Origin of the sequence: Devosia sp. (genome assembly GCF_030689745.1) — a bacterium.
Classification (GTDB): Bacteria; Pseudomonadota; Alphaproteobacteria; order Rhizobiales; family Devosiaceae; genus Devosia; species Devosia alba.
Genome location: NZ_JAUYGL010000142.1, coordinates 1 through 23,025, shown reverse-complemented (window position 1 = coordinate 23,025; position 23,025 = coordinate 1). Strand labels below are relative to the sequence as shown.

Annotated in this window: 23 protein-coding genes and 1 tRNA gene; 13 read left to right on the top strand and 11 right to left on the bottom strand. The window is 63.6% G+C overall.

Features of this window, described 5'->3' with window-relative positions; genetic code table 11:
• Positions 1 to 170: 170 nt before the first annotated feature.
• Positions 171 to 1,502, bottom strand: a complete 1,332-nt coding sequence (gene rimO / locus Q8O80_RS12590; RefSeq protein WP_305579797.1) for a 30S ribosomal protein S12 methylthiotransferase RimO — start codon at positions 1,500 to 1,502, stop codon at positions 171 to 173.
• A gap of 235 nt (positions 1,503 to 1,737) precedes the next feature.
• On the opposite strand from rimO, the gene Q8O80_RS12585 reads away from it, so the two are divergent.
• The gene (locus tag Q8O80_RS12585) at positions 1,738 to 2,115 is read left to right on the top strand and encodes a DoxX family protein (RefSeq protein WP_305579796.1); all 378 of its coding nucleotides are present in this window, start codon (positions 1,738 to 1,740) and stop codon (positions 2,113 to 2,115) included.
• A gap of 59 nt (positions 2,116 to 2,174) precedes the next feature.
• On the opposite strand, the gene Q8O80_RS12580 is transcribed toward Q8O80_RS12585, so the two are convergent.
• Together Q8O80_RS12580 and lipB are read right to left on the bottom strand one after the other, a co-directional pair.
• On the bottom strand, positions 2,175 to 2,792 hold the full coding sequence (locus tag Q8O80_RS12580; protein ID WP_305579795.1) for a DUF4282 domain-containing protein: 618 nt from the start codon (positions 2,790 to 2,792) through the stop codon (positions 2,175 to 2,177).
• Between the two features lie 40 nt (positions 2,793 to 2,832).
• Complete coding sequence (gene lipB, locus Q8O80_RS12575) at positions 2,833 to 3,600, bottom strand: lipoyl(octanoyl) transferase LipB (RefSeq protein ID WP_371136188.1); 768 nt, start codon at positions 3,598 to 3,600, stop codon at positions 2,833 to 2,835.
• 76 nt (positions 3,601 to 3,676) lie between these two features.
• On the opposite strand from lipB, the gene Q8O80_RS12570 reads away from it, so the two are divergent.
• The 6 genes from Q8O80_RS12570 (at position 3,677) to Q8O80_RS12545 (ending at position 8,648) form a co-directional block, all read left to right on the top strand.
• Positions 3,677 to 3,910, top strand: coding sequence for a FliM/FliN family flagellar motor switch protein (locus Q8O80_RS12570; RefSeq protein ID WP_305579793.1), 234 nt, complete (start codon positions 3,677 to 3,679; stop codon positions 3,908 to 3,910).
• 106 nt (positions 3,911 to 4,016) lie between these two features.
• A tRNA-Leu gene (locus tag Q8O80_RS12565) sits at positions 4,017 to 4,102 on the top strand.
• 279 nt (positions 4,103 to 4,381) lie between these two features.
• Positions 4,382 to 5,797: a magnesium transporter gene (mgtE, locus tag Q8O80_RS12560; RefSeq protein ID WP_305579792.1), complete on the top strand. Its 1,416-nt coding sequence runs from the start codon at positions 4,382 to 4,384 to the stop codon at positions 5,795 to 5,797.
• A 473-nt stretch (positions 5,798 to 6,270) separates the two neighbouring features.
• Positions 6,271 to 6,696, top strand: coding sequence for a DUF1489 family protein (locus tag Q8O80_RS12555; RefSeq protein ID WP_305579791.1), 426 nt, complete (start codon positions 6,271 to 6,273; stop codon positions 6,694 to 6,696).
• Between the two features lie 87 nt (positions 6,697 to 6,783).
• A complete protein-coding gene (locus Q8O80_RS12550; protein ID WP_305579790.1) occupies positions 6,784 to 7,644 on the top strand; it encodes a division plane positioning ATPase MipZ in 861 nt (286 codons plus the stop codon).
• A 95-nt stretch (positions 7,645 to 7,739) separates the two neighbouring features.
• Positions 7,740 to 8,648: a division plane positioning ATPase MipZ gene (locus tag Q8O80_RS12545; protein ID WP_305579789.1), complete on the top strand. Its 909-nt coding sequence runs from the start codon at positions 7,740 to 7,742 to the stop codon at positions 8,646 to 8,648.
• Between the two features lie 38 nt (positions 8,649 to 8,686).
• Here Q8O80_RS12545 and Q8O80_RS12540 read toward each other — a convergent pair whose 3' ends face one another.
• Together Q8O80_RS12540 and Q8O80_RS12535 are read right to left on the bottom strand one after the other, a co-directional pair.
• The gene (locus Q8O80_RS12540; RefSeq protein WP_305579788.1) at positions 8,687 to 8,956 is read right to left on the bottom strand and encodes a hypothetical protein; all 270 of its coding nucleotides are present in this window, start codon (positions 8,954 to 8,956) and stop codon (positions 8,687 to 8,689) included.
• An 84-nt stretch (positions 8,957 to 9,040) separates the two neighbouring features.
• A complete protein-coding gene (locus Q8O80_RS12535) occupies positions 9,041 to 10,633 on the bottom strand; it encodes a serine hydrolase (RefSeq protein ID WP_305579787.1) in 1,593 nt (530 codons plus the stop codon).
• A gap of 480 nt (positions 10,634 to 11,113) precedes the next feature.
• On the opposite strand from Q8O80_RS12535, the gene clpS reads away from it, so the two are divergent.
• Together clpS and clpA are read left to right on the top strand one after the other, a co-directional pair.
• The gene (gene clpS / locus Q8O80_RS12530) at positions 11,114 to 11,446 is read left to right on the top strand and encodes an ATP-dependent Clp protease adapter ClpS (protein ID WP_305579805.1); all 333 of its coding nucleotides are present in this window, start codon (positions 11,114 to 11,116) and stop codon (positions 11,444 to 11,446) included.
• A 9-nt stretch (positions 11,447 to 11,455) separates the two neighbouring features.
• Complete coding sequence (gene clpA / locus Q8O80_RS12525) at positions 11,456 to 13,795, top strand: ATP-dependent Clp protease ATP-binding subunit ClpA (RefSeq protein WP_305579786.1); 2,340 nt, start codon at positions 11,456 to 11,458, stop codon at positions 13,793 to 13,795.
• A 157-nt stretch (positions 13,796 to 13,952) separates the two neighbouring features.
• On the opposite strand, the gene Q8O80_RS12520 is transcribed toward clpA, so the two are convergent.
• On the bottom strand, positions 13,953 to 14,972 hold the full coding sequence (locus tag Q8O80_RS12520) for an alpha/beta hydrolase (protein WP_305579785.1): 1,020 nt from the start codon (positions 14,970 to 14,972) through the stop codon (positions 13,953 to 13,955).
• A gap of 166 nt (positions 14,973 to 15,138) precedes the next feature.
• Here Q8O80_RS12520 and Q8O80_RS12515 point away from each other — a divergent pair, with 166 nt between their 5' ends.
• The 3 genes from Q8O80_RS12515 (at position 15,139) to Q8O80_RS12505 (ending at position 17,126) form a co-directional block, all read left to right on the top strand.
• Positions 15,139 to 15,873 (top strand): hypothetical protein, encoded by a 735-nt coding sequence (locus tag Q8O80_RS12515; RefSeq protein WP_305579784.1) that lies wholly within the window; start codon positions 15,139 to 15,141, stop codon positions 15,871 to 15,873.
• 426 nt (positions 15,874 to 16,299) lie between these two features.
• Positions 16,300 to 16,521 carry a DUF2798 domain-containing protein gene (locus Q8O80_RS12510; RefSeq protein ID WP_305579783.1) on the top strand — a complete coding sequence of 74 codons (222 nt, stop codon included), beginning with the start codon at positions 16,300 to 16,302 and terminating at the stop codon, positions 16,519 to 16,521.
• Positions 16,522 to 16,637: 116 nt separating this feature from the next.
• Positions 16,638 to 17,126, top strand: coding sequence for a copper chaperone PCu(A)C (locus Q8O80_RS12505; RefSeq protein WP_305579782.1), 489 nt, complete (start codon positions 16,638 to 16,640; stop codon positions 17,124 to 17,126).
• Positions 17,127 to 17,219: 93 nt separating this feature from the next.
• Here the strand turns inward: Q8O80_RS12505 and Q8O80_RS12500 are convergent, their stop codons facing one another.
• The 5 genes from Q8O80_RS12500 to Q8O80_RS12480 all read right to left on the bottom strand — a co-directional run bounded on the left by Q8O80_RS12500 (position 17,220) and on the right by Q8O80_RS12480 (position 22,047).
• Positions 17,220 to 18,470: an FtsX-like permease family protein gene (locus Q8O80_RS12500; RefSeq protein WP_305579781.1), complete on the bottom strand. Its 1,251-nt coding sequence runs from the start codon at positions 18,468 to 18,470 to the stop codon at positions 17,220 to 17,222.
• Positions 18,467 to 19,144 (bottom strand): ABC transporter ATP-binding protein, encoded by a 678-nt coding sequence (locus tag Q8O80_RS12495; protein ID WP_305579780.1) that lies wholly within the window; start codon positions 19,142 to 19,144, stop codon positions 18,467 to 18,469. The genes Q8O80_RS12500 and Q8O80_RS12495 overlap by 4 nt, the downstream gene beginning before the upstream one ends.
• A 9-nt stretch (positions 19,145 to 19,153) precedes the next feature.
• Complete coding sequence (locus Q8O80_RS12490) at positions 19,154 to 19,585, bottom strand: hypothetical protein (RefSeq protein ID WP_305579779.1); 432 nt, start codon at positions 19,583 to 19,585, stop codon at positions 19,154 to 19,156.
• Positions 19,586 to 19,711: 126 nt separating this feature from the next.
• Positions 19,712 to 21,241 (bottom strand): alkaline phosphatase, encoded by a 1,530-nt coding sequence (locus Q8O80_RS12485; protein ID WP_305579778.1) that lies wholly within the window; start codon positions 21,239 to 21,241, stop codon positions 19,712 to 19,714.
• A 152-nt stretch (positions 21,242 to 21,393) separates the two neighbouring features.
• Positions 21,394 to 22,047, bottom strand: a complete 654-nt coding sequence (locus tag Q8O80_RS12480) for a YoaK family protein (RefSeq protein WP_305579777.1) — start codon at positions 22,045 to 22,047, stop codon at positions 21,394 to 21,396.
• Between the two features lie 435 nt (positions 22,048 to 22,482).
• Here Q8O80_RS12480 and Q8O80_RS12475 point away from each other — a divergent pair.
• Positions 22,483 to 23,025: PHP domain-containing protein (locus Q8O80_RS12475; protein WP_305579776.1), on the top strand; the 543-nt coding region annotated here is incomplete at its 3' end.

Below are 23,025 nucleotides of genomic sequence, written 5' to 3'. Positions count from 1 at the left end.
ATTTTCTTGGTCCCGAGAGCGCTTTACTGGACGATGAAAATTGCAGGCTGCGTGCAAAGAATGCGCAGTACTGGCTCGGCGCGGTGCCCTTTCAAACAACAGAGGCGCAACCGCCGGGCTGCGCCTTTTGTCTTGAGTCCGCCAATGCTGGCAAGGCATTGAAACTGAATCTAGTTCAGGGTGCTGGCCGGGGTGGCGAACAGATCATATTCGTCACTGCCGGTGACCAGTACATCGAGCATGTCACCCGGCTTGATGCCGCTGGCATTGGCGATGATGACCTGGCCGTCGATCTCGGGCGCGTCCCATTTGGAGCGGGCAATCGCCTTGTTGGTCTCGGGCTGCACGTCATCGACCAGCACCTGGATGGTGCGGCCGACCTTCTTGGCGAGCTGGCCGGTGGAGACGTTCTGCGCCACTTCCATCAGCCGCTCAAAGCGGTCCTGCATGACATCGTCGGGCACGATGCCTTCCAGCTCATTTGCCGGGGCGCCGGTGACGGGCTCGTATTTGAAGCAGCCGGCGCGGTCGATCTCGGCTTCCTCGATGAAGTCGAGCATCATCTCGAAATCGTCTTCGGTCTCGCCGGGGAAGCCGACGATGAAGTTCGAGCGCACGGTGAGGTCGGGCACCTGCTCGCGCCATTTCAGGATGCGGTTGAGCGTCTTGTCCTGATGGGCGGGGCGGCGCATCGCCTTGAGGATCTTGGGCGAGGCATGCTGGAACGGAATGTCGAGATAGGGCAGCACTAGGCCCTCGGCCATCAGCTCCATCACCTGGTCGACATGGGGGTAGGGATAGATATAGTGCAGCCGCACCCAGGCGCCGAGCTGGCCCAGTTCCTTGGCCAGGTCGTAGAACTTGGCCTTGACCGGCCGGCCGCGATAATTGCTCTCGGCATATTTGATGTCGACGCCATAGGCGCTGGTGTCCTGGGAAATCACCAGCAATTCCTTGACGCCATTGCGGATCAGGCCCTCGGCCTCGCCCAGAATGCCGGCTGCCGGGCGGCTGGCCAGATCACCGCGGATCTGCGGGATGATGCAGAACGAGCAGCGATTGTTGCAACCCTCTGAAATCTTGAGATAGGCGTAGTGGCGCGGGGTCAGCTTGAGACCCTGCTCGGGCACCAGATCGACGAAGCGGTTCGGCACCGGCGGCAGGTGCTCGTGCACGGCCGTGACCACGGCTTCGTACTGATGCGGGCCGGACACCGCGAGTACCGAGGGATGGGTCTGGCGGATCAGTTCTTCTTCGACGCCCAGGCAGCCGGTGACGATGACGCGACCGTTTTCGGCCAGGGCTTCGCCGATGGCTTCCAGCGATTCCTGCTTGGCGCTGTCGAGAAAGCCGCAGGTATTGACCAGGACGATGTCGGCCCCGGCATAGTCGCGGCTGAACGAATAGCCCTGCGCGCGCAGCGTGGACATGATGCGTTCGCTGTCGACGAGGGCCTTGGGGCAGCCGAGGCTGACGAGGCCGATTTTAGGCGCTTGGCTCATGTGAGCTTGATATTCCAATGGGGAAGGATTGCGCGCGTCATACAGAGAATTTGATGGTTACGCAATGTGACCGCCCATCGGCCAGTGCGGGGCTGGTCTGCGCTGACGGGGTGCGGCCCGATTGGCGCCGATCCGCGAACGCTGCGTCAGTGATTATCCGGTTTTTGCCGAAGCCGGACGCCGCTATAAGTCTCCGGCTGTGCCTGCGCGGCCCAGTCCAACACAAGGAAACTCAATGTTCGATCGTCTCTCCGCCTACGCGCCGCAGGCCCTCGCCGTGCTGCGCATCGTTGCCGGCCTGCTGTTCCTGCTGCATGGCACCCAGAAGCTGCTGGGCTTTCCCGCCACCGAGATGTCGCCGCCGCTGATGAGCCTGTTCGGCGCCGCCGGCCTGATCGAGCTTGTCACCGGCGTACTGATCATCATCGGCTTCTTCACCCGGCCTGCGGCGTTTATTGCCTCGGGCACCATGGCCGTGGCCTATTGGATGGTGCATGCGCCCAACAGCCTGTTCCCCACCAATAATGGCGGCGACGCGCCGATCCTGTTCTGCTTTGTCTTCCTCTATCTGGTGTTTGCCGGCCCCGGCGCCTGGAGCGTCAACAAGCGCTAAGCCTGCCAGATTGAATCAACAGGGCCGCCCAGAGCATTGTCTGGGCGGCCTTTTTTCGTTCAGGTCGTCTTTTTGCTGGGCGGGGTCCGCTTGGCAGTACGCCGCGGCTTGTGGGTCTCGCCGGGCTTGGTGGCCGGGGCGCGTGGCGTGCTTGCCGCTGGAGCAGCGGCTGGGGCCGCCGCCGGGTTGGGCGCCGGCGTTGGCGCAGCGGCCGCCGGGGCAGGCGCAGCTGCTGCCGGACGGGCGGGCGCGACATAGGGCGCCGGCTCGGTGGCCGGGGTGATGTATTCGTCGGCCTCGGCGTAGTCGGGGTCTTCGCCTTCCTCGGCCAGGTCGCGAATGGCGTCGCGGACCTCGTCGATCAGCGAGGAGGAGTAGCGCGAGCGGTTGACGGTTTCCCCGCTCTGCTCATGCGCCTTGAACCACACCAGCAGCGCCTCGCAGACAATGCGCAGCGCAACCAGCGCCAGCAGGCCGAACACCAGGATTTCCAGCACCCCCCACAGCCCCATGCCGAAGCCGAAGCTGAAGCTCAGGAACAGATGGCTGACCGCCCACAGCAGAATGCCGCCCAGGCCCAGCGCATAGACGATGGGCACCAGCTTGGGCGCGAGGATGGCGTCGAGCCGGAACAGGGTCTGGCGGGTGAACAGGCGCTTGAGATCATCCAGCGTCATGTCGGGCTCCTTGACAGGGTTTGATGGTTCGATTCGATTGTTACGCAAGTTGTTGCGGCGCGTCACCCCCGAGCAGGCCGTGTTCGTCGGCGGCGATTGTCGGGCCGAAGCGGGCCTCGAAGGTGGTCCTTAGCACCGAGTCGACCTCGGGCATCGACACCAGATGCCCCAGATCCTCAAAACTGGTGACCCCGGCATCGGCAATGCCGCAGGGCACGATACCGTCATAATGGCCCAGATCAGGCGCAATATTGAGCGAAATGCCGTGGAAGCTGACCCATTTGGACACCCGCACGCCAATGGCGGCGATCTTGTCCTGGGCCAGCACGCCCTTGTCGGGGCGCTTGACCCAGACGCCGATGCGCGGCGCCGGCTGGCTTTCCGCGGCAATATTATGGGCAGCGAGGGTATCGATCACCCAGTCTTCCAGATTTTGCACCAGGCAGCGGATGTCGCGGCCGCGCTGGGTCAGGTCGAGCATCAGATAGACCACGCGCTGGCCCGGGCCATGATAGGTATATTGCCCGCCGCGCCCGGCATCGAATACCGGAAAGCGGTCCGACAGCAGGTCGGCCGGCTGCGCCGAGGTGCCGGCCGTGTAGAGCGGGGGGTGCTCGAGCAGCCAGACGGCCTCTTCGGCGGTGCCGGCGGCAATGGCGGCGGCGCGGGCCCGCATGGCGTGCAGCGCCGCCGGATAGGGCACCGGCGCGGCCGAAATCACCCATTGCACCGGCCGGGCGTCGAGCCGTGCCAATTTGTTACGGGTTTGGCCGGCTTCGTCACGATTTGTTAACGGTTCCATAACCATGGGTGCCAGAGGATGCTTTCAGATAAAGTTTGAGCGGCACGCAGCGCATGGTGCCAGGACGGGTTCGTATATATCTATGGGTACACTAGACAATATTGAAGTGGACATCACGGTTGAACTGGGGGCCACCAATTTGCCGATCCACCATTTGCTGCGCATGGGGCGCGGCGCGGTGATCGAGCTGGACGCCGGCGAGCACGATCCGCTGTTCATCTATGCCAATGGTACGCTGATCGCCCATGGCGAAGTCAATGTCGATGACGGGCATTTGCGGGTGCAGATCACCGGCAAGACCTCGCGCCGCCGCTAGGCTCTCCACAGCCAATCGCGATTGCTGATTTAAGCGCTTGAGGTTGACCAGAACCTTTGCTACATCCGCACTCGCTTGGCCCGGTGGGTCCGGCGCTACCAAATGTGCGGTCGTGGCGGAATGGTAGACGCGCAGCGTTGAGGTCGCTGTGGGGTAACACCTGTGGAAGTTCGAGTCTTCTCGACCGCACCAATCATCTCTCGGGATGAACAAAAAATGGGCTGCCCTCCGGGGCGGCCTTTTTTTTGTTTTGGGGGTGGGGCAGCGGTCGGGGCCGAGCTGCAAATCCAGTGGCGCTGTTGCACAGGATTGCCCTGCTGACCTGATGGCGCTTCCATTCGGGACCCGACGGAAGGTTCCGCCAAAATTTCTCCCTGCCGTGGCAAAAATTCCCGCTGCGCCGCTGGCGGAGCGGGGAGTGATTGGTTACAGCTGGGCAGCCCCGCAAAGCCGCATCGAAGGGCCGCCCCATTGAGTACAGATTCCGACAGCCGCCACGATTCCGACAACGGCATCGATCCCGATGTGTTCCGCGACGACGATGACCGCATCAGTCCGCTCTGGCTGGAGCGGCTGCGGGCGTTTCTGAGCGCCGGTCGGGCCGATGATCTGGCCATGGTGATGGCGCCGCTGCATGCGGCCGATATCGGCGACGTGCTGGAATCGCTCGATGCCGATGAGCGGCTGATGCTGGTGCGGCTGCTGGGTGAGCGGTTCGACTATTCGGCGCTGACCGAGGTCGATGAATCGGTCCGCACCCAGATGATGGAGGCGCTGCCCAACGCCGAAATCGCGCGCGGCGTGGCGGGGCTGGACAGCGACGACGCGGTGTTCATTCTCGAGGACATGGAGCAGGTCGACCTCGACGAGGTCCTGGCCAAGCTGCCGACCTTCGAGCGGCTGAGCCTGAAGCGGAGCCTCGATTTCCCCGAGGATTCCGCCGGGCGGCGGATGCTCACCGATTTCATCGCCATTCCCCCGTTCTGGACGGTGGGGCAGACCATCGACTATCTGCGGCGCGAGCATGATCTGCCCGACGAATTCTACCAGATCTATGTGGTCGATGCGGCCTATTCCGTGCTCGGCACCATAGCCCTGGACAAGTTCCTGCGCGCCCCGCGCAGCACGCCGATCGCGGCGCTGATGAACACCAATCTGATGCTGGTGGACGCCAATGAGGATCAGGAAGAAGTGGCGCGCGATTTCGAGCGCTACGATCTGATCGAAGTCGGCGTGGTCGATGAAAGCAAGCGGCTGGTCGGGGTGCTGACCATCGACGACATTGTCGACGTGATCCACGAAGAGGCCGACGAGGACATCAAGCTGCTGGCCGGTGTGGGTGACGAGGATATTTCCGATTCCACCCTCTATACCGTGCGCAGCCGCGTGCCCTGGCTGGTCGTCAATCTGATCGCCGCGGTGGCGGTATCGATGGTGATCGGGCTGTTCAATGCCACCATCGAGCAGATGGTGGCGCTGGCGGTGCTGATGCCGATCGTGGCCTCGATGGGCGGCAATGCCGGGACGCAGACCATGACGGTGACGGTGCGGGCGCTGTCGATGCGCGAGCTGGACGGGCGCCGCCTGCGCCGGCTGATCTCGCGTGAAATGGTGGTCGGGCTGACCAATGGCGTGATCTTTGCGGTGCTGATCGGGCTGGTGACCTGGCTGCGCTTCAACAATATCGAGCTCGGCGCGGTGATTGCGGCCGCCATGGTGATCAATATGGCGGTGGCCGGCACGGCGGGCATTCTCATTCCGCTGACGCTGGACAAGTTCAAGGCCGATCCGGCCATTGCCTCGGCGGTGTTCGTCACCACGATCACCGATATCGTCGGATTTCTTGCCTTTCTGGGCATTGCCGGGCTCTGGTTTGGGCTGTTCTAGGCGTTTTCCCCGGAAATCGGCTGCCGGTCATGCCGGTGTCATGATTGCGGCCTAACAAGGGCCGCGACGCAGGGTTTGCCGCAATTTTTCCGCTGACAGCTGGCCCACCGCACATGACCGGCGCGCCGGAAACCGCTGCATTGCAGCGATTTTTTCCGTTGGCCTTGGGGGAGTGTGGCAACTTGGCCGCTTGCCAAGCATTTCTGACAGGGTTAACGCTTTGATACCGGTGGTGCGACGGAGCAATCTGTCGGCTTCCCGGTGTGAAATGGCTGACAAGGAGCAATAGATGCGTAGTCAACCCAGATCCACAATGTGGCGTGCGGCAAGCTGGACGATGGTATGCCTGCTCTCGATGGGATTGGTTTTCTCCGTGGTAGCTGGCGTCTAGACGCTGGAGTTTTTCACTCTTGGATATTCTGGAAGGGCGCCCGAGCCAGTTGGGCGCCCTTCTGCTTTTTGCGGAGACCTTGATGATCCACATGATCAAGCTGTGCGTGGGGGTGGCGAGCTTTGAGGAGCTGGAAAGCTACCGCAATGAGCGCGCGCACTGGTGGGATGCCGATTATGGCGAGGACGTGCACGTGCACCGCACCCGCATGATGCCCAAGCGGGCCGGCGAGATGGAAGGGCAGGCCTCGCTGTACTGGGTGATTGCCGGGCAGGTGGTATGCCGGCAGCCGATCCTGCGGCTGGCCCCGTTCACCAATCAGGAGGGCAAGAATTACTGCGACATCATCCTGGCCCCCGAGCTGATTCGGACCATTCCCTATCCCAAGCGCCCGTTTCAGGGCTGGCGCTATCTGAGCCCGGCCGATGCGCCGCCTGATCTGGGCGCCAATGAAAACGCCGGATCCATGGCGCTGGCCGCCGATCTGGCCAGGCTGGGGCTGATCTAGCGAATGGATCAGCCGGCGTTAACAGCCTGTTAACCATGGCGACATCTGTTAGCAGCGTGCGAGTGGCGCACTGATTTGGGGGCATGGATGGCGCGAACTGGTGCGCATGTCATTGTTGTGGGCAATGAAAAGGGGGGCTCGGGTAAATCCACCACGGCGTTCCATCTGGCCATCTATCTGCTGCATGCCGGCCATCGCGTGGCCAGCATCGATGTCGATAGTCGCCAGCAGACCTTCACCCACTATGTCCGCAATCGCCGCGCCTATGTGCAGGAGCGCGGCATCAAACTGCCCAGCCCGCAGCATTTTCACCTGCCATCGGCCTGGGGCGACTCGGTGCGCGAGAACGACAGGGCCGAGTTCGACGTGTTCCGCCGGGCGGTGGGCGAGGTCGAGCAGCGCGCCGATTTCCTGATCATCGACACGCCGGGCTTTGATACCAATCTAACCCGGCTGGCCCATTCGCTGGCCGATACGCTGGTCACCCCGGTCAATGACAGCCTGATCGATCTCAACGTGCTGGCGCGGCTGGATGCGACCACGGGCCAGCCGGTGGAAACCAGCCACTATGCCCGGCTGGTGCAGCGGGCGCGCTCGGAGCGGCTGGCGGTCAGCGGGGAAAGCGTTGACTGGGTGCTGGTGCGCAATCGCATTTCCATGCTGGCCTCGCGCAATGCGCGCCAGGTGCACACCACGCTGGAAGCCATTGCCACCCGCTTCGGCTGTCGCGTCGCCGATGGCATTGCCGAGCGGGTGATCTTCCGCTCGCTGTTTTCCAGCGGCCTGACGGTGTTTGATCCGCTCGACGATGAAGCCGGGGCAGATGCGGCCAGCGTGTCGCATGTGGCGGCGCGCCAGGAATACCGCAATCTGGTGGCGGCGCTCAACCTGCCGATCAGCCGGCCCGAGGTGCAGCCCGAGGCGGCAGCCCTTCGCCTGTCGGCCTGAGCCCGCATTAAGCGTCTGACGAATATTTGCTGTGGCAGCGCTTGCCAGCGCGCCACGAACGCCGGACAATTGCGCCTGAAAGCTGAGGGCGCAGAATGGCCAGCCATGGCGTGCACGTTATCGTTGTCGGCAATGAGAAGGGCGGGTCGGGCAAGTCCACGACGGCGTTTCATCTGGCGATCTACCTGCTCTATCTGGGCCACAAGGTAGCCACCATCGATGTCGACAGCCGGCAGCAGACGCTGACCCATTATGTGCGCAATCGCCGGGCCTGGGCCAGGGACCGCGATCTGCAACTGCCCCACAGCACCCATTTCCATCTGCCGGTGGCGCGCAGCGACTCGCTGAAGGCCAATCACAAGGTGGAGTTCGACCTGTTCCGGCAGGCGGTGGGGGAGGTCGAGCATGATGCCGATTTCCTGATCATCGACACGCCGGGCTTTGATACCAATCTGACGCGGCTGGCCCATTCGCTGGCCGATACGCTGGTCACCCCGGTCAATGACAGCCTGATCGACCTCAATGTGCTGGCCCAGATCGATCCGCTGACCGGCGAGCCGCGCGAAATGAGCCATTATGCCCGGCTGGTGCAGCGGGCGCGCGCGGAACGGCTGTCGATCGATGGCCGGAACATTGACTGGGTGCTGGTGCGCAACCGCATCTCGATGCTCTCGTCACGCAATATGCGGCAGGTGCAGACCATGCTGGAGCGGATTGCGCTGCGGCTGGGCTGCCGGGTGGCCGACGGCATCGCCGAGCGGGTGATTTTCCGCTCGCTGTTTCCCAATGGCATGACGGTGTTTGATCCGCTCGATGATGAGATGCTGGGCGGCTTGCCGTCGACCTCGCATCTGGGCGCGCGGCACGAATATCGCGCCCTGGTCGACGCCCTGCATCTGCCGCTGAGCGAGCGGGCCGAGGCCCGCAAGGTGCTCGCGGCCAGCGCTTCGCCACAGCAGGAGGCCGAACAGCGCTTCATTCACATGTTGAACAGCGAGTTCTGAGTCCACTGCGACTTTGTCTTGTGAACAGGCGGGCGGGCTCAGCCTTCGCCCAGATTGAGCCGGATGGCGCGGGCGCCGCCCGGGGCAAAGACGTCGATATCGACGCTGACCGGTTCCTGCACCATGCGGCGCGTCCGGGCCGAGACGGCCAGCACCACGCCCAGCAGGTCGGCAACACCGCGCTTGCGCGGCAGCATGCGCCCGCTGATCCCGGCCAGCACGCGATTACGCGCCGCCATGTCTTCGCTCAGCAGGCTTGAGCGGCCAACGAAATTGGCCAGCTCGGTCAGTGCAGTACGTTCGCTCATTGGGCTACTCCAAACACAGGCACCAATTTGCTTCCCCTTGTGGCCGGTGGCTCATCGTCCCCAGCTCGTCTTGGTCGTTCCAGTTCAGCTCTGCATGGCCAGGCAGGCCAGGTTCTGCTGCTTGAGCTGGTTGCACATGGCGGTGGCATCGTCGCGGCCGCCAAAGCCGATGAAGCGGGCGCGATAGAACACGCTGCCATTCTTTTCAAAGCGCTCCACATAGGAGCGGAAATCACCCAGATTGCCGGCCTTGCCGGCGGCGTCAGCCAGCATGGCGCGGGCGCTGTCTTCCGATGGGCCGGCGCCGATCTGCACCACCCAGCCACCCGGAGGGGCTTCGGCGGCGGCAGTCTGCACGCTGCCCGAGGTCAGCAGGTCGATGGGCTGGTTGGCCTGCTCGATCGGCGCGGGCGGCTGCATGCCGAGGGGTGCCGACGGCGTCGTCTGGCCAAGGGCGGCAGGCGGGGCGCCCAGCTTGTAGGTATCGCTGAGCCAGGCGCCGATAACGTCCTGGCTGGGATAGGCCGGCTGCGGCGCCTGGGAGGGTTCTGCGAGCGTGTTGACGGCCTGCAGCGCGGGCTGCTGCTTCAGGTCGGCCGGTATGGGCGCGGGCATGGGCGCGCTGGCCAGCACCACTTCTGGCGCGTCCTGGGTGAGCTGGCGCTGGGGCTGGGCGCCATTGGCGGCCACCAGCTGCGCCAGGCGGAAGCCGGGCAGGGGCATGGGCATGACAAACACCGGGGCGGCCGATGGCGATTGGGCTACGGCGACCTGGGTGGTGCCCTGGCTGCCCGGCATCGGGATCATGGCCGTGCGCAGATAGTCGCCGCGGCGGCCCTTGGGCAGGTAGGTCGACACCAGCTGACGCACTTTTTCGTTGCGCGAGGCCGATGAATTGAAGCCGAAGGCCACAACGACGATGTGGCGGTTGTCCTTGCGCGCGGCGGTCAGCAGATTGGAGCCGGCGGCATTGATATAGCCGGTCTTGATGCCATCGACGGCGCCCAGATAGCCGAGCACGCGGTTGTGGTTGCCATAGGTGCGCTTGCCGTAGCTGAAGCTCTTGGTCTGGAAGATCGCGTAATAGCTGGGGAAGTGCTGATAGACGGCGATGCCCAGGATGGCCTGGTCACGCACGGTGGTGATCTGGCCGCCATCGGGCAGGCCCGAGGCATTGCGATAGGTGGTGTTGCGCATGCCCAGGGCACGGGCGGTCGCCGTCATGCGCTTGGCAAAATTGGCTTCGGAGCCGGAAATGTGCTCGGCAATGACGCGGGCCATGTCATTGGCCGACAGCGTCACCAGTGATTTGAGGGCATCTTCCACGGTAATGGTCGCGCCGGCGCGCAGGCCCAGCTTGGTGGGAACGGCGCTGGCAGCGTGGGCCGAGACGGTCATCTTGGTGGAGAGTTTGAGGTTGCCCGCGCTCAGTTCCTGAAACAGGACATACATCGTCATCACCTTGGCGACGGAAGCGGGGTAGCGCTTGCTGTCGGCCGCGGATTCATAGAGGACGTTGCCGGATTTGGCATCGACGACGATGCCGGCATATTTGCGGAGGTTTTCGATGGCCTGAGCCGGCGCAACGGCGTGCGCGCTGATGGCCAATGCAACAAGGATCGCGGCAAAGGCGCGCAAAAACGCAACGCGCCATGGGGATTTCGCCTGGAAAGCCACCCGATACTCCAACTCTTACTCTCGGGCACAACGGTACCCGTACGCAACTACTACAACGTCAAATTCGAGCCGGTCTGAGGAGCCCCACGCGCCCAGATCGTCCGATAAGCCCCGAGTTCTACGTCCGGGCCGTTACTATTCGGTAAAATGCCATGGAAATTTGATGGATCTGGCAGGCGCTCACGCCTTGGTGATCCGGGACCTGTGCGCGGGAAGGCGAGCGGCGGGTCAATGCGTCATCGCCGCAAGCAATCCAGACCGGTATGGTCGTCGTATAAGCCTTGCGCGGCGAGCATATTGTCCGCATCACAAATTCGGGAAGCATGGGGCCTTAACACCGGCGTTCTTTTGCCTACATAATGGCTCCCACCATGCTGCTTCGTTTTCTTCACGACAGATGATTTGCCAATGACCTTCAATGACTGCCTCGCACTGACCGTTGAGGCGCCGGCCCCTGCGGATCTGGTGCCCCTGACCGGTATGGCCGGGCCCAAGAACGAAGATCCTGGTAAGGGTGACACCGATACCGGGACCATCACCAAGACCCGGCCCAAGACCAAGCGCCCGAGCCTGTATCGGGTGCTGCTGCTCAATGACGACTACACGCCGATGGAGTTCGTCATTCTCGTGCTGCAGGACGTCTTCAACAAATCGCGTGAAGACGCCATGCAGATCATGCTGCACGTTCACCAAAAGGGGGTCGGTGAGTGCGGCATCTATCCATACGAAGTGGCCGAGACCAAGGTCACACGCGTGATGGATACGGCGCGCAAAAACCAGCATCCGCTGCAATGCGTGATGGAAAAGCAATAGGAACATCATATGCCCTCATTCTCCCGCGGACTTGAAAAGGCCCTGCATCAGGCAATGAACCTGGCGCGTGAGCGTAACCATGAGTTCGCAACGCTCGAGCACCTGCTGCTGGCCCTCACCGACGACCGTGAAACGATCGCCGTGCTGACCGGCTGCGACGTCGATGTCGACGCGCTCAAGAGCGACCTCGAAGATTTCATCAATGAAGAGCTGGACAGCCTGATCGTGCCCAGCGGCCAGGACGCGCGGCCCACGGCCGCGTTCCAGCGCGTGATTCAGCGCGCCGTCATTCACGTCCAGTCTTCCGGGCGCGAAGAGGTGACCGGCGCCAATGTGCTGGTGGCGATCTTTGCCGAGCGCGAAAGCCACGCCGCCTATTTCCTCGAACAGCAGGACATGAGCCGGCTCGACGCGGTCAATTTCATCAGCCACGGCATTACCAAGTCGGGGCCGAGCGAAGAGCGCAAGGTGCATGGCGTTGACGATGGCGAGGCCCATGCCGAAGGCGGTGCCGAGGCCAAGAAGACCTCGGCGCTGGCCGATTTTGCCGTCAACCTCAACGAGAAGGCCCGGGCCGGCAAGATCGACCCGCTGATCGGGCGCGATGCCGAGCTGCGCCGCACCATTCAGGTGCTGTGCCGCCGGTCCAAGAACAACCCGCTCTATGTCGGCGACGCCGGCGTGGGCAAGACCGCCATTGCCGAGGGCCTGGCCCGCAAGATCGTCGAAGGCGATGTGCCCGAAGTGCTGCGCAATGCGGTGATCTATTCGCTCGACATGGGCTCGCTTTTGGCGGGCACCCGCTATCGCGGCGACTTCGAGGAACGCCTCAAGGCGGTGATGAAGGAGCTCGAAAAGCTGCCCGACTCGGTGCTGTTCATCGACGAGATCCACACCATGATCGGCGCTGGCGCCACCTCGGGCGGGGCGCTCGATGCGTCCAACCTGCTCAAGCCGGCCCTGGCGAGCGGGGCGATCCGTTGCATCGGCTCGACCACCTACAAGGAATATCGCCAGTTCTTTGAAAAGGACCGGGCCCTGGTCCGGCGTTTCCAGAAGATTGACGTCAACGAGCCGTCAATTCCGGACGCCATCGAGATCGTGAAGGGGCTGCGGCCGTATTTCGAAGAGTTCCACAAGATCAAGTACACCGATGACGCCCTCAAGGCGGCGGTGGAACTGAGCGCGCGCTATATCAATGACCGCAAGCTGCCCGACAAGGCGATCGACGTGCTCGACGAGACCGGCGCCAGCCAGATGCTGCTGACGCCCGACAAGCGCAAGAAGGTGATCGAGGTCGAAGACATCGAGGCCACCATCGCCACCATTGCGCGCATTCCACCCAAATCGGTCTCCAAGTCGGATTCCGAAATGCTGGCGAGCCTGGAGCAGAACCTCAAGACGGTGGTGTTCGGCCAGGATGCGGCCATCACTGCCCTGTCCTCGGCGATCAAGCTGGCCCGCGCCGGCCTGCGCGAGCCGGAAAAGCCGATCGGTTCCTATCTGTTCACCGGCCCCACCGGTGTCGGCAAGACCGAAGCGGCCAAGCAGTTGGCCGATACGCTGGGCGTGGAACTGCTGCGCTTTGACATGAGTGAATATATGGAGCGCCACACCGTCAGCCGGCTGATTGGTGCGCCGCCGGGCTATGTCGGGTTCGACCAGGGGGGTCTGCTGACCGATGGCGTCGACCAGAACCCGCATTGCGTGGTGCTGCTCGATGAAATCGAGAAGGCCCATCCTGATCTCTACAACATCCTGTTGCAGGTGATGGACCACGGCAAGCTGACCGACCACACCGGCAAGTCGGTGGATTTCCGCAATGTCATCCTGATCATGACGTCCAATGTGGGCGCCATGGAGCTGGCCAAGAGCCCGATCGGCTTCGGGCGCAAGCGCGAGCAGGGCGACGACGAAGAGGCGATCAACCGTCTGTTCAGCCCGGAGTTCCGCAACCGGCTCGATGCGATCATCTCCTTTGCCCCGCTGCCGCGCGAAGTGGTGCGCCGGGTGGTCGAGAAGTTCGTGCTGCAGCTTGAAGGCCAGCTGGCCGAGCGCAATGTCACCATTGTGCTGCAGCCCGAGGCCGCCGACTGGCTGGCCGAACGCGGCTATGATGAACGCATGGGGGCGCGGCCACTGGGCCGGGTCATTCAGGAATACATCAAGAAGCCGCTGGCCGAAGAGGTGCTGTTTGGCGAACTGGTCAAGGGTGGCACCGTCACCGTGGCGGTGGTCGGCGAAGGCAAGGACGCCAAGCTCGAGCTGATCGCGGCACCACCGCGCGCCGCCAAGCCCAAAGCCCTGCCCAAGCCGAAAAAGCCCAAGGCGACCGTCGACAAGAGCTAGTGCCGCTTGGCATGGCAAGAAAAGAGGCCCGGAGCGATCCGGGCCTTTTTGGTTTGGGGGGACTTGGGGGACGGCTTTGGGGTGGAGAGCGGAATGGCAGGTTTCGGTCGAAGGACGGCAAGAACAGACGTTCGTAAAGCCAGCTGAAACAGAACTTCTAATTCTGTTTCAGCTGGCTTGGCGCTCCGTGCGATCTAACGATGCGCGCAAGCTTTGTCAGCGCCTCACTAGATGAGTGTTTCAGGCTGTCGTAGGCCTGAAAGTCGTGCGGCATGTCCGGCCAGAGATCCAAGGTGACATCCGCGCCCTTTGCACGTTGGATTTCTGCGAATTCAACGATCATGTCGCGCAGGATTTCACGCCCGCCAGCTTGCAGGTAGATGGGGCAAAGCCCGGCAAAATCCTGAAAAATGGGCGACAGCGTCTCACGCCCGAACTTCCGATCGGGATCGAGCCATTCGCCGAACCGTAGCGCCATCCATCCCTGTACGAGATCATAGCGGTCATTCGCGTGGAGGCTCGCTCCTCGATCCCCGATATCGGTCCACGGGCAGAGCCCGATACAGACAGCGGGCTGCGCCAGTCCCGCCGCTTTGAGCTTTTGCAACAGCATGAGCGCCAGGTGCCCGCCCGCGCTGTCGCCGATGACCACGATTCGTTCGGGTCGGTGCGTACCTGCCAGGTACTGCCAGGCAGAGAATGCATCATCTGACTGGGCGGGATGCACATGTTCCGGCGTGAGACGGTAATCCGGCGCAAAAAGTGGTGCGCCTATATGATGGGAAAGCATAGCGGCGAAGCGCGCACTCGTCGCACCGTGAAAGGCATACCCACCACCATGACAGTAGAGCACGGTGACATCGGTGAGCGGTTTCCTCGGCCGATACCACATGCCTTTCGGGGCAGCGCAAGGCTCAGTAACCACCTCATAGAGGTCGTCGGTTTCGGTTTGCAGGCTGTCAAAAAGCTGGCGTCCATGGGCGAAGTCGGGGTCCGACATCGCGGCGGTGAACTGATGCCGCCAGAACTTGATCCCGATCTCGAATTCAGCATTCCAATCTGAAGCCAGACGACGCCCCGCCGCATGACGCAGATAGGTCGCGAAGGCGATTCGCGTGATGGTAAGAAGGCTCCGGGTGCGCAGGAGCAGAGGACCGGAGAATTTCAGTTTAGCCATGATTGTCCATCGGTTGCGGCCCTTGCTTGCCACTAACCGACGGCCGCCTCTAGAACGGTTGCGACACATCAGGAGGGAGGCATTGGTCCCAGTCTCAAAACTGCTTCTTGCGCCCAATCCTTTGGTGGGATGTGTATTCGCTGCAGTCTGGCGCGACACCCGTGGCGTGGACCTCTCCGACGCCGATCGAGTCAGCCATTTCCCTGCGTCGCCGCTGGTGTCGCTGACATTGGTAATCCACGGCGAATTGCAGGTCGCCGCGGGGGACGCCCCTCGGTGCGATGTATGGGTCGCGGCACCGGGTTCCTTTGTCATGGGGCCACAGAATGCGCCCGTGACCAGTTGGGCGGCGGGCGAAGTCACGGCCGTTTCGATCGGGTTCTACCATGATGCCTGGCTCCGACTTGGCGGCGATCCGAACTTTCAGGAAGTTCCGGAAAGCCTCGCCACAGCCCTCAAGGCCCTAGGCTCCTCGGACCAGCCCGAGTCAGGGTGGTCGGCGTTTTGCGCTGCTTTGAGCCCCGTCTGGGCCGCGATTCGTCCATCGGATTGGTTAGCTGCTACCGGAATTGCCGATTGGGCGCGGGCCGCAGTGACCCGAGCGATCTTGCCGCCCGCCGGTAACAGCATTCGCTCGATCGAGCGACGAATCCGGAGGTTGAGCGGCCAGTCGAAGCGCACGCTCGAATTTTTTGCGACCTTCGAGGAGCTACATCGCTTGTCACGGCGGCAGGCGGGCCGCTCGCTGGCCGGGCTCGCACAAGAAGCGGGCTATGCCGACCAATCGCACATGGGCCGCGCGGTGCGCCGCGCAAGTGGGTTCTCCCCAGCTCGCCTGAACGCCGCCATCGAAAACGAAGAGCCTTTCTGGTGCTACCGCCTGTTTGGCGAACGCTTCTGACCGTCACCCGGCCGCCGTGAAATCGAAACAGAAACACAGTATTCCGTTTCATGAGCTCAGCGTCCGCTTTCGACAGCGGTGGGTAGGGCGCCGGAATGGCGACTAAGGGGTCGGAGCTGTCACCAGACGTGTTTGCCGCTCTGTCTATTAGCTCACCGTGCCGTCGACAAATGATGGCGGCCGCTTGGTAGCAAAACGCGCGCCTTCGTAAGCGTTTTCTGCGCAGGCCAGCCATTCGCCAACCAGGCTTGCGCGGTGGCGGGGCTTTGGCTAGGTCACGCAAGCCGAAAGAAGTCGCCGGTTGGTATCCCGGTCCCTGCCATGCAGGCTTCGTCGCAGTCTCTGCGGTCCCACTGGCACCAACCCTTGTTTAGGGCTGGTGCTGACGTGGGATAGTCTCCGTCAGCCGGCCCCGATGGAGACTTCATGTCCAGGAAAACCCAGCTTACCCTCTCCGTGTTCATCACCTTTTTCATGGCGCTCATCATGAGCGGCGTCATGGGCTTCATCAATGCCGGGCCTGCCTTTGTGGCACACTGGCCGGTGAGCTTCATCACTGCCTGGCCCATCGCCTTTGTCGTCAGCCTGGTGGTCAACCCGCTGGCGTTCAAGCTGGCCTTCATGGTGGCGCCGCCTGGCCGCGCGTAACGCCATCTCCAGATGGCGATCAGACCGGAACATTTCCGGGCCTGATCGCCTGCTGTCATGCCAGCGTCACCAAGGCTGGCTATCTCCGTAATGTTACACCATTACGGAGATCGACGATGATCCGCACCGTCCTTTGTGCAGCCCTGTTCTGCCTGCTGCCTGTGATTCCCGCCGCGCTGGCGCAGGATGAGCATGACCACGAGGCCCGTATTGGCAACCTGACCATTGTTCATCCCTGGGCGCGCGCCACCGCTGCGGGGGGCGACACCCTGGTGTTCATGGAAATCGACAATGACGGGGAGGCCGTGCAACTGGCCGGGGCGGCAACCGCCATCGCGACCAGTGTCGAGATTGTCGGGGCGGCCCTGGGCGCTGATGGCAAGATGACCTACCGAACGGTGGGTGCTGTGCAGATTGCGCCCGGCCATTTCGCGCTGGAGCCCGATGGGTTGGGCCTGCGACTGACCGGTCTGTCCCAGGATCTGGTGGCAGGCGATGAATTCGAGCTTGAGGTGATGTTCGGCAATGGCGAGCATCTCGACCTGCATGTCGAGGTCGAGGCCGCCGATGCCACCGGGCATAGCCATGCCGGCCACAGCCACTAGTCATCCAGAAAATCGGAGCCCGGCGGAGAGGCGTAGCTTCCTGGCTCCGCCGGGCCTCTGGTGGGGGAGTCGCTTTGGCGGCTCCCTTTTGGTTTAGCGCAGGCCCTCCACGACGGGCCGGCGGTAGATGAGCAGCGCGGGCAGGCTGGCCAGCACCAGGCCGAGCGCCACCAGCGCCCCGACCAGGCGGAATTCGCTCATGCCGATCTCGGCGCGCATGGCGACCCCGGTCTGCTGCGCCAGCGCTTCGGAAACCAGGGCGGCAAAGCCCCAGCCCAGCAGCAGGCCCACGATGGCGCCGGTAACGATCAGCGCGGCAACATAGACCCAGACGGTGGCGAAGATGAAGCTGCGTGACGCGCCCAGCGCCCGCAATACGGCAAACTGCTGGCGCTGCAGATCGAGAATGGCGACGATGCCGGCGAGGATGGCCGCGACCACAAGGGCCTGGGCCGCCAGGGTCAGCGCGCTCATGATGGCGGTGGCGTCGCCCAACAGGCTATAGAGCTCGACCAGCACCTCGGCGGGGAAGAAGGCCGTCGACTGGGGCGTGCGATAGGCGCCGCGCAGGCCATAGGCGGCGGCGACGTCCACCGGCTTGACCACCACGGCAGGCAGACCGGGCAGGCTATCGGGGTCAAAGGGCGGGCCGATATGGCTGTCGCCGGGCAAATGGCCGGTGCCCAGGCCATGGGCCGACCAGTTATATTCGATCGGCACCACGATCGCGCGGTCCCAGGGCGTGCCGGTGGGCTGCATGCGGCCGGCAATGGTGATGGTGGGGTGATCGCCATCGCCGCCGGGGACAGCCGTGCCCGCTGCTATGGCGTCAGCGGCGGCGTCGGCATCGGTGCCGGTGGCGCCGCCATGGCCATGGGAAACCTCCAGCGTGTCGCCGATGGCATGGGGTGACAGCGCGCCCACCACGGCCTCGTCAAGCGCGGCAAAGACGCGCCCCTCGGCCAGCCCGCCCGACAGATGCTCGACAAAGGCGGCGGTGGTGCCCACGACCGGTGCGTCACCGATGGCGTCGCCAAAGCCGATCGGGGCGACGAAGTCGGCCTGGCCGTCTTCGAGCAGCAGCCGGGTCATGGCGGGATCGAGCAGCGGCACCGCGCTGGGGTCGAGATAGACGGTGGAAAACAGCACGTCATTATGGCTGCCGGGCGCGGCGACGATGAGGTCGAACTTGTCGGCGGCGCGGGCGCTGCCAATGCGCAAGGCACGCTCCTGGGCGGAAATGGCAATGCCCAGGGCGACGGTCAGCGCGACAATGGCGATGAAGAGAATGGCGGTGAAGCGGTTGCGGCGCAGCGACGCCCAGGCAATGGGCAAGGGGTTCATGCCGCCGCCTCGCTTTGCCGGGTGCGCCCGTGATCGAGCTGCACGGTGGTACCGGCCTGTTGGCGCAGGGCGGCATCGTGGGTGGCGACCAGCACGGTGCGGCCCTGTTCAAGCGCCAGGTCACGTAACACGGCGATGACGGTTTGGCCTGAAGCCGCGTCGAGGCTGGCGGTGGGTTCATCGGCAAAGATCACGGCGGGGTCGGTGATCAGTGCCCGGGCAATGGCGACGCGTTGCTGCTCACCGCGCGACAGCAGGGAAACATGGGCGCGGCGCCGCGGCACTTCGAGCTGGTCGAGCAAGGCGATGGCGCGGGGCCGGGCCGCGGCGGCCGAGAAATGGTCGAACCAGAGCGGCACCAGCACATTGTCGAGCGGGCTCAACTCCTCGATCAGGTGAAAGTTCTGGAAGATGAAGCCGGCATGCTGGCGCCGCCAGCGATCGCGCTGGCTCTCGCGCATCCCGGCGAGGTCCTGGCCGGCCCAGGCGATGCTGCCGGCGTCAGGCTGCAGCAGGCCCGAGAGCAGATAGAGCAGGGTGGATTTGCCGGAGCCGGACGGGCCGGTCAGGGCGGTCAGCGTGCCCGGCACCAGGGTCAATTCCGGCAGATCGATAATGCCTTCGCCCGCAAAGGCAAGGCGCAGGCCGGCTGCGGCCAGGTTCAGTCCGGGCATGGAGCGCTTTCAGAGGCGGGTATAGGTGGTATCGAGCAGGCGCACCTTGCTGACAAAGCCGGTGACCTTGTCGGTCTTGATGCCGGTGTCGAAAGTGCCTTCCACCCGGATCAGATTGGAAAAGCGGGTGAATTCCATGTCGCCCTCGAAATAGGAGACGACAATGTCATTGGGCCAGTCCGCCGCGTCATTGCAGAAGGGGCAGGTGGCCATGGGGGTCTTGGTCAGCACGAAGAAGTTGATCTCGGGCTTCAATGGCGGGGCCATGTAGCCGGTCATCTCGATGCGCTGCCCCTGCAGGGCGATGGCGGTGTCAGAGAGATCCTTGCCGCGCGCATACATGTCGCGAAAGCGCAGGCTGGGCGTATTGGCAAAGGCCGGAGCGATAGTGGCGAGGAGCGGCGCGGTGGCGAGGGCGCCGAGAAAAGTGCGTCTGTCCATGAGCATTATCCCTCCATCTGGTACTGGCTCAGAATAGCGCCGTCGGGCATCACCCATGTGACACTCACAGCGTCGTGAAAAGGCAGGGCCGCCGGCTCGAACCGGCGGCCCCTCAGGCGAGGCTGCTTATTCGGCAGCGTTCAGTTCAAGCGCCTTGGCCATGACGTGATAGATCATGTTCTGCTCGATGACGCCGTCGAACAGATAGCCCTGCGGGCCCTGGGCAAAGATGGTGACGTCGTCGCCGGCATGGCTTTCCGAGCCCATGGGGATCAGCGCCTGCTGCAGGTAGTCGATGTCGGTGGTGTCGACATCGGTGAGGTCGGCGCGGATGGTCAGCGGTGCATCGGCATCGGCGCCTTCCGGACGGGTCGGGGCATTGGCTTCGTCATAGGAGGCAGCGCCGGGGCCGTTCTGGTAGCCCAGCGTGGTATAGGGCTTGCCGTCGTCAGCAATGCCAGCGATCCCGAGGATCGGGTTGCCGCGCACGGGGTAGCCAGCAATGCTCATGACGTGGCTGTGGTCGGCGGTGACCAGGATCAGCGTTTCTTCGGGATCCACGGCGTCATAGGCAGCCTGCACGGCTTCGGAAGCGGCGATGGTGTCGGTGAGCGCGCGATAGGCATTGCCGGCGTGGTGGGCATGGTCGACGCGACCGGCTTCGACCATCAGCACGTAGCCGTTGTCGTTGCTTTCGAGGATCTCGATGGCCTTGGTGGTCATTTCGGCGATCGATGGTTCGCCACCGGCATCCTTTTCGCGGTCGGCTTCATACTGCATGTGGCTGCCATTGAAGAGGCCCAGCACGCGCGTGGTGTCGGCGCCCAGAGCGTCAAAGCCTTCCTGGTTCCAGACATAGGCGCCGTCATTGTGCTTGGCCTGCCAGTCGGCGATCAGGTCGCGATCCTTGCGGGCGCCCATGCGGGTCTCGTCTTCCGGGTCGGCCTGGCTGTCGAGCATGAAATTGGCGCGGCCGCCGCCGAAGACGACTTCAAAGCCGTCGCCGAAGGACCAGTCGACCAACTGCGATGCAATGTCGGCGCATTTGCCAGCGGCATCTTCGGGCAGCTGGGTATCGTTTTCCCAGTTGCGGGACACCGTATGGGCATAGGCAGCAGCCGGGGTAGCGTGGGTGATGCGGGCGGTGGAAATCACGCCGGTGGCAAGGCCGGCTTCCTCGGCCTGTTCGAAGATCGACTTGGTGGTCGAGCCGGCCTTGCTCGAGCAGTCTTTCAATACCGCGGTCTGGTCGACACCGATGGTGCCGTTCAGCGACTTGACGCCCGAGGTGATGGCGGTGGCAGTCGGTGCAGAATCGGCGACCTGGCTGTCATGGGTATAGGTCTTGACGAGGGCCGTGTGCGGCAGCAGCTTTTCGAAGGCGAGCGAGTGGCTTTCGCCGTCGATGCCGGCATTCTGGCCTTCAAGGATACGGGCCGCAGTGATGGTGGGAACGGACAGGCCATCGACGATGAACATGATGACGTTCTTGGCCTTGCCGGTATTGGGCTGGATGGCTTCCTTGGCGGCAAGTTCCGCCTGGGCGGCGAGGAAGTAGCTGTCATCAGCCTGCGGCAGGGTCGACTGGGCAAAGGCGGGAGCCGTGAGGGCAATCACGGATACGCCAGCCACAAGGGCACGGGCGAAAGAGGTCATGGGAGCTTCCTGAGTGTCATTGATGGGCCGTAACACGGCTGCGTGAACACTAGGCAATGGGCATGACAGATCGATTGCAGCTCTGTGACGGTTACCCGACAGCGCAGGCAGGCAACGTCTACCGGTAACGCCGGGGTTAAGATATAATCGCTTCAGTCCAGGACCTTGCCCGGCCGGCGCAGGATGAAGGCGATGAGAAAGCCGACATAGACCAGACCGGGCAGCAGCAGGGCGTTGAGGCCGGCATAGGCATAGCCGAGGCCGCCGAGCAGGCCGCCCAGCAGCAGCGAGGACCAGACCAGCAGATGCTGGGCCCAGCGCCAGGGCGGCGCCAGGCCGCGCAGCGCGAGGGCCAGATCCTGACCGGCGGTAAACAGGGTGCCGGTAACGAAGGTGGTGCCCAGCCGCACCGAGCCGGTCGAGGGCACGATGGCGTTCTGCGCCCCGGCGCCGGCAGCCAGGAACAGCATGAACTGGCGTGGCGGACTGCCCAGGGCGGCGCCGGCCAGGGTGGCCAGAAAGCTCAGCACCACCAGCGCCGTCACCAGGCTCGAGCCCCAGCGCGGCCCGGCCAGCAAGGCGAGCAGCGAGCCGAGCAGGCTGCCGGCAAAGAACAGGCCGACCAGCGAGCCGGTCAGCAGCGCCACCGACCAGCTGCCCTGGGCCAGGGCATCGCCGAGCTGGGTGGTATTGCCGCTGACAAAGGAGGTGAAGTGGCCGCCCAGCTCGATGAAGCTGACCACGTCGGAAAACCCGGCGGAGGCGGTGAGCAGCAGGCCCAGGCTGAGTTGCGGGGTTGGCGTCATGGTGCTGAGTCTCGCGCAGGGTTCGGTCACGGAAACTGGCCCGTTGCGCGGCCGGCGGCAAGGGCCTTGCGTTGGCCGGCAGCGCAAATGCTAACAGTCTGCTAACCACTTGCCAGCAATCCCCGCTGTTCCCGCTCTGCACACTCGACAGGAACAAACATCGAACATATAAGAACATAATAGCAACACGGGAGATGCAGATGCTCACTTTCATCAAGGACTTTGCCGCATTCGTTACGCTGGGCGCCTTCACCATTGGTTCGCTCACCTGGATGGATATGCTGGCCCGACTCGTGTGACGCTGGATCGTCTGCAGCAAAGGCGGCGCCGGATCTGCGGTTCGCCGCCGCCAGCTGGAACCCGGCGCGCGCTGCGCTGTGGATTGCGCCATCGGCACGGTATGATCATCGTCCCGCGCCAGTCATAAAGGTAGTCATGACAGGCCCCGGTTTTATTCACCTTCACGTCCACTCTGCCTATTCCCTGCTTGAGGGGGCGCTGCAGCTCGACACCATTCTCAAGCTGGCCGGCGAAGACGCGCAGCCCGCGCTGGGCATTGCCGATACCGGCAATCTGTTTGGCGCGCTGGAGTTTTCCGAAAAGGCCAGCAAGAAGGGCATTCAGCCGCTGGTTGGGGTGGAGCTGGCCATCGATTTCGCCGCCGGCGAAGAGCGCGTCAGCGAGCGGGGCCATGTCGCCTGGGCGGGCAAATCGAGCGTGGTGCTGCTGGCGCAGACCGAAACCGGGTTCGGCAATCTGTCGCGGCTGGTGTCGCAATCGTTCATCGAGGGCGATGGTGGCACGGCCCGGGCGCAGCTCGACTGGCTCAGCCGCGAGCGGCTCGACGGGCTGATCTGCCTGAGCGGTGGCCCCGAGGGGGCCATCGACATGGCCTTTGCCCAGGGGCAGGACGCCAATGCCATCAAGCGGCTGGACCGCCTGGCGGAGCTGTTTGGCGAGCGCTTCTATATCGAATTG

What these genes read in the sequence shown, in the direction of transcription:
- rimO (WP_305579797.1), bottom strand. Translation starts at nt 1,502, where the DNA reads ATGAGCCAAGCGCCTAAAATCGGCCTCGTCAGCCTCGGCTGCCCCAAG.
- Q8O80_RS12585 (WP_305579796.1), top strand. Translation starts at nt 1,738, where the DNA reads ATGTTCGATCGTCTCTCCGCCTACGCGCCGCAGGCCCTCGCCGTGCTG.
- Q8O80_RS12580 (WP_305579795.1), bottom strand. Translation starts at nt 2,792, where the DNA reads ATGACGCTGGATGATCTCAAGCGCCTGTTCACCCGCCAGACCCTGTTC.
- lipB (WP_371136188.1), bottom strand. Translation starts at nt 3,600, where the DNA reads ATGGTTATGGAACCGTTAACAAATCGTGACGAAGCCGGCCAAACCCGT.
- Q8O80_RS12570 (WP_305579793.1), top strand. Translation starts at nt 3,677, where the DNA reads ATGGGTACACTAGACAATATTGAAGTGGACATCACGGTTGAACTGGGG.
- Q8O80_RS12555 (WP_305579791.1), top strand. Translation starts at nt 6,271, where the DNA reads ATGATCCACATGATCAAGCTGTGCGTGGGGGTGGCGAGCTTTGAGGAG.
- Q8O80_RS12550 (WP_305579790.1), top strand. Translation starts at nt 6,784, where the DNA reads ATGGCGCGAACTGGTGCGCATGTCATTGTTGTGGGCAATGAAAAGGGG.
- Q8O80_RS12545 (WP_305579789.1), top strand. Translation starts at nt 7,740, where the DNA reads ATGGCCAGCCATGGCGTGCACGTTATCGTTGTCGGCAATGAGAAGGGC.
- Q8O80_RS12540 (WP_305579788.1), bottom strand. Translation starts at nt 8,956, where the DNA reads ATGAGCGAACGTACTGCACTGACCGAGCTGGCCAATTTCGTTGGCCGC.
- clpS (WP_305579805.1), top strand. Translation starts at nt 11,114, where the DNA reads ATGGCCGGGCCCAAGAACGAAGATCCTGGTAAGGGTGACACCGATACC.
- clpA (WP_305579786.1), top strand. Translation starts at nt 11,456, where the DNA reads ATGCCCTCATTCTCCCGCGGACTTGAAAAGGCCCTGCATCAGGCAATG.
- Q8O80_RS12520 (WP_305579785.1), bottom strand. Translation starts at nt 14,972, where the DNA reads ATGGCTAAACTGAAATTCTCCGGTCCTCTGCTCCTGCGCACCCGGAGC.
- Q8O80_RS12510 (WP_305579783.1), top strand. Translation starts at nt 16,300, where the DNA reads ATGTCCAGGAAAACCCAGCTTACCCTCTCCGTGTTCATCACCTTTTTC.
- Q8O80_RS12505 (WP_305579782.1), top strand. Translation starts at nt 16,638, where the DNA reads ATGATCCGCACCGTCCTTTGTGCAGCCCTGTTCTGCCTGCTGCCTGTG.
- Q8O80_RS12500 (WP_305579781.1), bottom strand. Translation starts at nt 18,470, where the DNA reads ATGAACCCCTTGCCCATTGCCTGGGCGTCGCTGCGCCGCAACCGCTTC.
- Q8O80_RS12495 (WP_305579780.1), bottom strand. Translation starts at nt 19,144, where the DNA reads ATGCCCGGACTGAACCTGGCCGCAGCCGGCCTGCGCCTTGCCTTTGCG.
- Q8O80_RS12490 (WP_305579779.1), bottom strand. Translation starts at nt 19,585, where the DNA reads ATGGACAGACGCACTTTTCTCGGCGCCCTCGCCACCGCGCCGCTCCTC.
- Q8O80_RS12485 (WP_305579778.1), bottom strand. Translation starts at nt 21,241, where the DNA reads ATGACCTCTTTCGCCCGTGCCCTTGTGGCTGGCGTATCCGTGATTGCC.
- Q8O80_RS12480 (WP_305579777.1), bottom strand. Translation starts at nt 22,047, where the DNA reads ATGACGCCAACCCCGCAACTCAGCCTGGGCCTGCTGCTCACCGCCTCC.